Origin of the sequence: Paenibacillus sp. JGP012 (assembly GCF_014203995.1) — a bacterium.
Taxonomy (GTDB): domain Bacteria; phylum Bacillota; class Bacilli; order Paenibacillales; family Paenibacillaceae; genus Paenibacillus; species Paenibacillus silvae.
On the sequence record NZ_JACHKG010000047.1, the window covers coordinates 21,935 to 32,315 of the forward strand.

At 48.5% G+C, this 10,381-nt stretch carries 6 protein-coding genes and 1 pseudogene; 6 read left to right on the forward strand and 1 reads right to left on the reverse strand.

The features are described from left to right. The first annotated feature begins 20 nt into the window (after positions 1 to 20). From HNR77_RS30495 to ligA, 6 genes and pseudogenes are all read left to right on the forward strand, one after another. Positions 21 to 368 (forward strand): PI-PLC domain-containing protein, encoded by a 348-nt coding sequence (locus HNR77_RS30495; protein WP_260410976.1) that lies wholly within the window; start codon positions 21 to 23, stop codon positions 366 to 368. Continuing rightward, on the forward strand, positions 299 to 895 hold the full coding sequence (locus HNR77_RS28490) for a glycerophosphodiester phosphodiesterase family protein (RefSeq protein ID WP_260410977.1): 597 nt from the start codon (positions 299 to 301) through the stop codon (positions 893 to 895). The genes HNR77_RS30495 and HNR77_RS28490 overlap by 70 nt, the downstream gene beginning before the upstream one ends. Positions 896 to 1,098: 203 nt before the next feature. Beyond that, a pseudogene (locus tag HNR77_RS28495) lies at positions 1,099 to 2,044 on the forward strand (IS30 family transposase). Positions 2,045 to 2,185: 141 nt separating this feature from the next. Next, positions 2,186 to 2,881 (forward strand): heptaprenylglyceryl phosphate synthase, encoded by a 696-nt coding sequence (gene pcrB / locus HNR77_RS28500; protein WP_184191265.1) that lies wholly within the window; start codon positions 2,186 to 2,188, stop codon positions 2,879 to 2,881. Between the two features lie 630 nt (positions 2,882 to 3,511). After that, complete coding sequence (gene pcrA / locus HNR77_RS28505; RefSeq protein WP_184191267.1) at positions 3,512 to 5,884, forward strand: DNA helicase PcrA; 2,373 nt, start codon at positions 3,512 to 3,514, stop codon at positions 5,882 to 5,884. 348 nt (positions 5,885 to 6,232) lie between these two features. Next, entirely contained in the window at positions 6,233 to 8,245 is a 2,013-nt protein-coding gene (ligA, locus tag HNR77_RS28510; protein ID WP_184191269.1) for an NAD-dependent DNA ligase LigA, read from the forward strand. 162 nt (positions 8,246 to 8,407) lie between these two features. Here ligA and HNR77_RS28515 read toward each other — a convergent pair whose 3' ends face one another. Then, complete coding sequence (locus HNR77_RS28515) at positions 8,408 to 9,793, reverse strand: molybdopterin-dependent oxidoreductase (protein WP_184191271.1); 1,386 nt, start codon at positions 9,791 to 9,793, stop codon at positions 8,408 to 8,410. Between the last annotated feature and the right edge of the window lie 588 nt (positions 9,794 to 10,381).

Here is a 10,381-nt window from a genome sequence, read left to right on the forward strand (position 1 = left end):
CATAAGGATGTGACCATCATATGAAACGTATCGCTGCTGTTTTGACACTGCTGCTCGTTACAGTAGGAACGTTATTCCTGGCGCATGACAGCCAGAGTGAGGAAGGACGCGACGGTTTTGCCAACTATCGTTTGATTGCCCATGCGATGGGAAGCATTCGGGAACAGCCGTATACCAATGCGTATGAAGCGATGATTGCCAATTACGAGAAAGGCACGAGAGTATTCGAGATTGATTTCATGCTGACCTCTAATCGTGTGGCTGTAGCCAGGCATGAGTGGACCGCCAATAGAGCAAAATGCTGGGACAGGATGAAGAGCTGCCTGAACAGAAGCAGGCCGGAGCGCTTACCCATGATGAGTTTATGAACACACCCATTCTGGGCATGTACCAGCCTATGGATGCGGATGGCATTATGAATGTGTTGTCCAAGTACCCCGACATGTATATCGTCACCGACACCAAGGAGCAAAAGGACGAAGATATACAGCAGGTGCTTCAATCGCTGGTCGATGCAGCGAAGAAACATGATCCGTCTGCTTTAAGCCGAGTCGTGGTGCAGATTTATAATGAACCGATGCTTGAGAAGGTCAAGCAGGTCTATCCATTCCCTTCCATCATCTACACGCTGTATGCCACACAGGATACAGAGGATCAGGTCGTGAAGTTTGTGCAAAACAATGATATTGATGCCGTAACGATGCCCGAGTATAAAGTGAATCAGAACTTCGTGGCCCGTCTGAAGAAGGCGGGAGCCGTCACCTACGTGCATACGATCAACGATACCAAACAGGTGGCGAATTATGAGAAATGGGGAGTGTACGGGGTATACTCAGATGTACTCACCGAGCAGGAAATGGAAGAGTTGAACAACAGGTTTGCCTGGAAACCTTAAACACAGTAGGGCAGAGATAAAGAAAAGTTGAACAGAGGTAAAGAAAATAGAAAAGCTTAATATTTAGGACACAGACTTTTTTTTAGGTGACGGATTGTAATATGAAGTGCGACACCTACTGGAAATAAATAAAAAATGGCCCATGGCCGGATTCGTGTAGAATGAAAGTTCTCACACAACCATTCACACAAGGAGAATCCACCATGAGCTACACACATCTTAGCATAATCGAACGCAGCAAGCTAGAAATCCTCCACCAGCAGGGGAAAAGTACCCGAGTGATTGCCCAGACATCCTTCCACGATTGGCCGGGAACTCCGCCGAAATGCAGCAGAACACCCGTACTGCGCAAAGGCTTCTCAAGAGGGCTATATCTATCGGCGTAAGGCATCCGTTTCTGAAGGCAAGCGGAATCTGGATCTGGCGAATCGCATCGAAGAAAAGCTTCAGGCGACCTGGTCTCCGGAGCAGATCGTAGAGCGATTGCGGCAGGAGGGTCATGCGATGGTATGTTTTAAAACGATCTATCGTTGGCTGTATACTGGCCGTCTGGTGAAAGGTGTGCTTGCCGTCCTCAGGCACAAAGGGAAGCGGCAGAAGCCCGCAGAGACACGCGGCAGGTTTGCCGTGGGCAAGCCTATTTCTCAGCGGCCGAAAGAGGTTCGTCACCGAGAAACCTTTGGTCATTGGGAACTCGATACGGTGGTCTCAGGTCGCGGAAAAAGCAAGGGATGCGTAGCCACGTTCATTGAGCGAAAAACTCGCTTGTACACTGCGATTCGTATGCCGGATCGTACCGCATTGTCCATGGAGATTGCCTTTGGGGTAGCGGCTTCGCAGTACCCTGTCCGTGCGTTTCAAACCGCTACTGCAGACCGTGGCAAGGAATTTGCCTGTTACCCCAGTCTGGAAGCCGTTCATGGCGTGCAGGTGTATTTTGCAGACCCCTATTCCTCCTGGCAACGCGGCTCAAATGAAAATGCCAATGGGCTCCTGCGAGAGTTTTTCCCCAAGGGAACGGATTTCGCTCAAATCACGGATGAGGCTCTAGAAAACGCTCTGGACTTGATCAATCACAGACCACGAAAATGCTTGGGGTGGAGAACCGCTCACGAATCCTTTTCAGAGGAACTGTCGCACTTGGCTTGACAATCCGTCAGGTTAAAAAAAGAGAAAAGTCTGTGTTTTTCTGTTCGCCTTTTTATACGAACATTGACACCTGCTGCCTGCTGACTTAGACTTAGTTTACAAGCTTTTAAGGATGCAGAAGAACCTCTGGAGGAATGTTCGTTGATAGACATGATTAAGCAGTGGAGACACGTATTTAAGCTCGACCCGGACCGGGAAATTACGGACGATGCACTCGATCAGGTATGCATGTCAGGGACCGATGCGATTATCATCGGCGGCTCATCAGGAATCACCTATGACAACACCGTCGATTTGATGTCCCGGGTTCGCCGTTACGAGCTGCCCTGTATGCTGGAAGTATCCGATCTGGAGGCGGTTGTGCCCGGGTTTGACGGGTATTTGATTCCGATGGTGCTCAACACAACGGACAGCCAGTGGATCATTGGACAGCACCAGCAGGCTATTGAACGTTACGGCTATTTGATCCCGTGGGATTTGCTGATTACTGAAGGGTACATTGTGCTTCATGCGGACTCTACGGTGGCGAGGTTAACCGGAGCAGATACGGAGCTGACTACAGAGGCTGCGGCGGCCTATGCTCAGGCTGGAGAACGGCTGCTGAATCTGCCCATTATATATATGGAGTACAGCGGAACATTTGGTGATATGGAGCTGGTCAGCGAGACACATAGACAGCTGGAGCGTGCACACCTCATTTATGGCGGTGGAATTGATACAGCCGAGAAAGCAGGACAAGCGGCTCAAGCTGCCGATACAGTTGTTGTTGGTAATATCGTGTACAGCAATTTAAGTCAGGCATTGGAGACGGTACAAGCCGTGAAAGGCAGCGCCTGAACGGTTTAGTTTACCAAACCCCCACATTCCTCTTTGAATCTGTTAAAATAGAACTTTGCCCTTTATAACGAGGTAATATCGCACTCGGGATTTTAAACCTTTTACCACAATTGGAGTTACAATTTATGGTTTATACACAATCGCAGAGCTCAAAAGTAATGCGAACAACGAAGTTTCGTTATAAAACTGAAAAGCTACTACAGTTTTCTTGTTATTCTTACCTAACTCTAAGTATAAGGTGACTATGTTTACACGCGAACGGAGAGTGCAGAAGAATCTGAAAAAACGAAGTTTTCGCCTTTAATCCAGAATTTTTACCACTATATAAGTTGAACCATTCTTTACACTTGAACGGAGAGGACAGAAAAAACCTGGAAAAGCGAAGCGGTCGCCTTTATCACCGGATTTTTCCCTTGCAAAATGGAATTGAAAAAAATCTGGGGATAACAGCGATTGGAAGGTTGTTCTGTCATCGGAGTGGTCGGTGTAAACCCACTTTAGTTCAAATTGTATAGATCCTATATTCAAAAATTCGGGAATAACAGCGACCGGAAGATGCTACTGTACTCGAAGTGGCAAGTGTAACGCCCGCACCCTCATACGATTAACCAACGAAAGGAGCATGCATGCATGCAACCTGTAAATATACATGACGCCATCGCACGGCTGAATACGCCTCAACGCCAAGCTGTGGAGGCAACCGATGGGCCATTGCTGATTATGGCCGGTGCCGGCTCGGGCAAAACCCGGGTGCTGACACACCGGATCGCCTATCTCATCGCAACACGGAAAGCACCCCCGTGGGGCATTTTGGCGATTACGTTTACGAACAAAGCGGCCCGGGAGATGCAGGATCGGGTATCCCAGCTGGTAGGCGGCTCACAGGGCCGTGACATCTGGGTATCCACATTCCACTCCATGTGTGTGCGCATTCTGCGCCGAGACATTGAACGCATCGGTTTTACATCCAACTTCAGCATTCTGGACTCATCGGACCAGCTATCCGTCATTCGCAGCTGTATGAAGGATCAGAATATTGATACGAAGAAGTTTGAACCGAAAGCCGTACAGGCAATGATGAGCACAGCCAAAAACGAACTGATTAGCCCTGAGCAATACGAGAAGCAGGCTGGCGACTATTTCGAAGGCATTGTAGCGAAGGTGTATACGATGTACCAGAAGCGGTTAAGAGCCAACAACTCGCTCGACTTTGACGACCTGATTATGGCGACGATTCAACTGTTCAAGGAAGTGCCGGAAGTGCTTGATTTTTACCAAAAGAAATTCCAGTACATTCATGTCGACGAGTATCAGGATACGAACCGTGCACAGTACATGCTATGCCGCATGCTGGCTGACAGCCATCACCGCATCTGCGTCGTAGGGGATAGTGACCAGTCGATCTATCGCTGGCGTGGAGCGGACATCTCCAACATCCTTAACTTTGAAAAAGACTACCCGGAAGCACAGACGATTATGCTGGAGCAAAATTATCGTTCCACTTCCAATATCCTGAATGCAGCGAATGAAGTGATTGGCCTGAATACGGGCCGCAAGCCGAAGAAGCTGTGGACGGACAAAGAAGGCGGCTCGAAGATCAAAGTATACCGCGCGGATTCCGAGCATGATGAAGGGTATTTTGTCACTTCGGAGATTAGTAAAAATGTGAAAAACGGCAAATCCTATCAGCATCACGCGATTTTATATCGTACGAATGCACAGTCCCGGGTGATCGAGGAAATTCTGATCAAGTCAGACATTCCATATCAGATTGTCGGCGGCATCAAGTTCTATGATCGGAAAGAGATCAAGGACATCCTCGCTTACTTGCGTCTGTTGTCCAACCCGGATGATGATATCAGCTTAACCCGTATTATTAATGTGCCGAAGCGCAGCATCGGGGATACAACAGTAGCGAAGCTGGCAGCGGCAGCGGGAGAGCGTGGAGTTTCCATTTTCCGCGTATTACAGGTGGTGGACGATCTTGGTTTTGCGGGTCGCACACGTAATGCGTTGGTAGAATTCTATGATATGATCGCGGCGCTTCACCAGATGGTCGAATACCTTTCGGTGACGGAGCTGACGGAGAAGATTCTCGAGATGAGCCAGTATCGTGACGAGATGCAGAAGGAAAATACCATTGAATCTCGTGCAAGGCTGGAGAATATTGAAGAGTTTCTGTCGGTAACGATGGAATTTGAGAAAAATAATGAAGACAAAACGCTCGTTTCGTTCCTCACCGATCTGGCACTCATTGCAGACATCGACAGCATGAACGATGATGAAGAGGATCAGAGCGATGCGGTCACATTGATGACCATGCACAGTGCGAAAGGTCTGGAGTTCCCGGTTGTCTTCATCATTGGTATGGAGGAAGGGGTTTTCCCGCACAGCCGGGCCTTTATGGATAACGAAGAGCTGGAGGAAGAGCGGCGTCTGGCTTATGTCGGTATTACACGTGCAGAAGAGCAGCTGTTCCTGTCCTGTGCGCAGATGCGGACCTTGTTTGGACGTACAACGGCCAATCCGCCATCTCGTTTTCTCGATGAAATTCCGGATGAGCTGAAGGAAGATACGTCTATCGCACGTGATCGGTATCGCCGTGGCTCCAGCACAGGTGGTGGATCGTATGGTGGACGTGGCCTGGGCTCTAGTGGCGGAAGCAACTTCGGTGGCAGGGCAGCAAGTGCTACCAAGTTGTTTGAGCAGCAAAGCCGCAGCGGGTCATCTGCAATGGCATCCTCTGGACCGACGTCACGGGTAACAACAAGCACCTCGCGTCCAGCAACTTCAGCACCAACGTCAGCTTCGAAATCTGTCTCGTCCGATAGTGCGGCAGGTTTCAAAGCAGGAGACAAAGTGCAGCACGGCAAATGGGGAACGGGTACCATCGTAGCGGTCAAAGGCAGCGGTAACGACACCGAGCTGCAGATCGCCTTCCCGGCTCCAGTGGGTGTGAAACGTCTGCTCGCCGGATTCGCCCCGATTACCAAAGTGGAATAAGAATAAAACGGCCTACTGTATCTTATCGAACTGACAGGAAATTGATACTTCCATGTTCGTTTGAGCAGTAGGCATGTTCGTTCAATATAAGTTGAACTAAAGATTTTACACAACCCACTTCGATGACAGAATAACCTGGAGGGTAGCGGTTATCCCCAGATTTTTTGGATTCCACTATCCAAAGGTAAAAACCCGGTGATAAAGGCGAAGCTTATGCTTTCGATGTAGCTTTCTTTCAGAAAGCTTTTAGCTCTGCTTTTTCAGGTTTTTTCTGTCCTCTTCGTTAATGTGTAAAAAAAATAGTTCAACTTATATACATATATTAAATTTACGGAGGGATGGCCCGATATGGACCCGATGCACCGGATGGAGCAACTCGTTACCGAGCTGAACCAGCATAATTATCAGTACTATACAATGGATCAGCCGCAGATCAGTGATAAGGAGTATGACCTGCTGTATGATGAACTGGTTGCGCTGGAGCAGGAGAGCGGCATCGTACTGCCTGATTCTCCTACACAACGTGTAGGGGGCGAACTGCTGAAAGGATTCACCCCGCATCGTCATTTATCCCCATTGTGGAGTCTGGACAAAGCACAGAACATTGAGCAGCTGCGCAGCTGGAATACACGTGTCCTGAAGCTGGTCAATGATTACAATAGCAAAAACCCGGAGAATCCCCTGCCGGACCCGGGTTATGTCATCGAGTTGAAATTTGATGGACTCACCTTGAACCTGACATACACCAATGGTGAACTGGTGCAGGCTTCTACGCGCGGTAACGGGACGGTGGGCGAAGGTATTTTGGCACAGGTCAAAACGATCAAATCTGTTCCGCTCAAAATTCCGTATACGGACGGCACCATTGAAGTGCAGGGCGAGGGCATCATGAATCTCTCTGTTCTGAATCGATACAATGAAACGGCTGCCGAGCCGCTCAAAAATGCACGGAATGCAGCGGCAGGTGCGTTGCGCAACCTGAATCCGAAAACGACGGCTGAGCGTCGATTAAATGCCTATTTTTATAACATTGGATATTCGGATAATATTCAGTTCGCCACACATCAGGAAATGATGGATTTCCTGCGGCATAACCGCTTCAAAGTGAATCCATCCATTACCTACTTCCATGAGTTTGATGATGTGATGGAGCAGCTCGCAGCCATTCAGGAAAACCGCGGACAGCTGGATTACCTGATTGATGGAGCCGTAATCAAGCTGACAGATATGCGGACCCGTGAAGTGTTGGGTTATACGGACAAGTTCCCTCGCTGGGCTGTAGCCTACAAGTTCGAAGCGGAAGAGACAACAACCGTGCTGAACGAGGTGGTGTGGAATGTTGGACGAACCGGCAAAGTGACTCCACTGGCACGAGTAGAGCCTGTCGAGCTTGCGGGAGTGACCGTACAAAACTGTACGCTGAACAATGTGGGCGATATTGAACGTAAAAATCTGAAGTATGCGCTCGGTTCACGCGTCTTTATTCGTCGTTCCAACGATGTTATCCCCGAGATTCTCGGCAAAGTGACTGAAGAAAATGACGGCGAAGAGATCATCTTCCCTGAGCAGTGTCCTGCATGTGGCTTCCCTCTGGAGCAGCGCGGAGCGCATTTATTCTGTAACAACAAGCTTGCCTGCAAACCACAGACCGTAGCTCGTATTTCCCATTTTGCTTCGCGGGATGCGATGGATATCGAGACGTTTAGTGAGAAAACGGCCATTCAGCTTTATGATGAATTAAACGTGCGCGAGCCGGCTGACCTGTATACACTGCAGTTTGATGATCTGGTGAAGCTGGAGCGATTTGGCGAAAAGAAAGCAAATAACCTTCTCGCTGCGCTCGAGCAGAGTAAAGACCGGGACCTGGCTTCGTTCCTCTATTCCTTGGGAATTCCGAACACAGGAAAATCGACTACACGTATGCTCGCCGATCACTATCGTGATTTGCATGCAATCATGAACGCCACCGCAGAGGAATTGGTCGAGCTGCCAGACGTGGGTGGGATTGTAGCAGAGAGTATTGTTAATTTCTTCGCTGATCCGTTCACCCAAGCGGCAATTGAGAAGATGCTGAATCTGGGCGTCAAAGCACAGGCACCGGAAGCGCCGGCAGTTGTGGCAGAGGATTCTTTCTTTAGTGGCAAAACGGTCGTACTCACAGGAACGCTGCATCAGCTGACGCGTGAAGAGGCAACACAGAAACTTGAAGCGCTTGGTGCGAAGGTTACAGGCAGTGTATCCAAAAAGACAGACCTCGTCATTGCCGGAGAGAAGGCAGGCAGTAAACTAACGAAGGCTCATGATCTTGGCATTCCGACCATCGAGGATGAGGATGAACTGGTACGATTGTTGAATTCGTAACAGATGAAGCAATGAAACTCATTTGCTCCCGCATAGGAGATAATGAATCGTAAGGAATGACTGAAATGAAGCCCCCTGCACCACGGATTTGACGTGGTGCTGGAGGCTTCTTTTTTTTGTGTAGCGATGGTGGGGGGAAACTCACTTCTCCAATCCAACGTTCTATGAACCACTGGTATCCGGATAACGCTGAGAAGCCCCGGGTAACCAGGCATCCTTATCGTATCCCCGTTCTTCCCAATAGCCGATATGCTCGCTGTCAATAATCTCGATGCGGTTTAGCCACTTGACCGATTTGTAGGCGTACATCTGTGGAATGATCAGGCGTACCGGACCGCCAAGGTCGGCAGGAATAGGCTTGCCGTCATGCATGACAGCGACCATAATATCATGCATCTGTGCCTGATCCATCGTGATGGCATCTGTGTACACGCCGTCACCAGAATAAAATTTGACGCTGTGCGCTCCGGGTTTCACTCCGGCTTTATCTAGAAAATACTTTAGCGGGATACCCTCCCACGTATTTTTATACACGGACCAGCCCGTTACACAGTGAAAGTCACTGATCTGCACAGTACGTGAGAGCTTGACGAACTGCTCCCAATTCCAGATCTGTGCATGCTCCACCAGTCCATCTATGCGAAATGACCAGTTGGCATTGGAGAAGGAAGGAATAGGGGTGACCGTGTATACGCGAAAATGCCCTTCAGCTCCGCCACCAATCGGGGGAGAAGAAGCGGATGATGGCTGCGGCAGCGGAATCATCTGATTGGGGTCGTTCTCCAGCATGCTGTCTATGCTGTTATCGAACTTGAGATTTTTGCCGATCCACGATACGAAGGTTGGCCCAAGTGTAACCGCGAGTCCTACGCCAACGGCAGAGCGGATAAAAGCGCGACGGGTGTACACGGGCTGCGGCTTTTCCATCTTTGATGCGGAGGTTCTGCTGTTATCGCTCTCTGCACGTGCAGAAGACATCGCTGCTGGTGTGTTCCGTATATCTGGCATATCCGTTACAGGGGAGGAATTGGCCGTATGTTGTACGCCTGGACTGTGTGCTGAAGATTCGTTAGTCTGGATCGTGCGTCGTGCAGGGTCCTTTAACCATCGCGTGCGTGTGATGGAATGATAGATGATATAAGGTAAACCTACCCAAGTGAGCAGATCATGAATGAGAAGCGCAGCGTTTGACCAGCGTGGCCCAGCGAGCTTGAACTGCCACAGAACAAGACCTGAAAGTAACCAGCCGATCAGAAGGGCCAGCACGATGAGTGTATTTGCCTTTTGCCATGGCTTATTGCGAAGCTGTTTCCAGTGTTTACTGGCAAGAAATAAGTAATACACTACAGGGGCAAGCATAGCGAGACCAACAGCGATATGCAGCCATTTTAACCATACACGACCAATGCCCAGCGTTTCACGCCAGAAGCCTCCAATCAACATGAGGCCGGAAACGGCGAGAATAACAACAATCCACGCATTCCAGGCATGAATGGAGACCAGCTTTTTACCATAACCTTTGCGGATTGTTTTTAACCATTGCTTCATATGTATTCACCTCGCGTTATGGATTTGGGGAAATTCGCAGGCCAACACCTTAAAACGAAATAGATGTGCATTGACAGTTGCTTAGTAAAGAGACATAGATATGAAGGGAAAAGCTGAAACAAAGCTGTATGCTGAGTTAGGGCATATTTGGGTATAAAAGCTCAGCGCACTTCCTCTAACTTAAGATACCTTATTATAAAGTTTTTGGATCACTTCCATCAAATAAATATGAAGGATACTGCTTACATCAATGAATATGATAAAAATTGAATAAAGTACTTGCTAAAAGATCTTCAGCATGATATATTACTTCTTGTCGCTTCAAACAGATGAAAGTCGAATTGCTTTGAAGATTGATGAAAAATAATGTTGACAGAAGATAAGTTGACATGATATGATAGCATTCCTGTCTGGTTGGCAAAAGTCACAGAAGATAGGGTGAACAAGTTCCTTGAAAACTGAACAAATGGATAGTAACGATGTTTTAAATGAATCGTCAGATTCAAAATGAGCTTATCGCTCTTTTCAATACCCCGATGAGTTTCACAGCGTTTAACCACGCTGACGAAATTCATCTTTATTGGAGAG

Coding starts and splice junctions, on each gene's coding strand:
- HNR77_RS30495 (WP_260410976.1), top strand. CDS start 21: ATGAAACGTATCGCTGCTGTTTTGACACTGCTGCTCGTTACAGTAGGA.
- HNR77_RS28490 (WP_260410977.1), top strand. CDS start 299: ATGCTGGGACAGGATGAAGAGCTGCCTGAACAGAAGCAGGCCGGAGCG.
- pcrA (WP_184191267.1), top strand. CDS start 3,512: ATGCAACCTGTAAATATACATGACGCCATCGCACGGCTGAATACGCCT.
- ligA (WP_184191269.1), top strand. CDS start 6,233: ATGGACCCGATGCACCGGATGGAGCAACTCGTTACCGAGCTGAACCAG.
- HNR77_RS28515 (WP_184191271.1), bottom strand. CDS start 9,793: ATGAAGCAATGGTTAAAAACAATCCGCAAAGGTTATGGTAAAAAGCTG.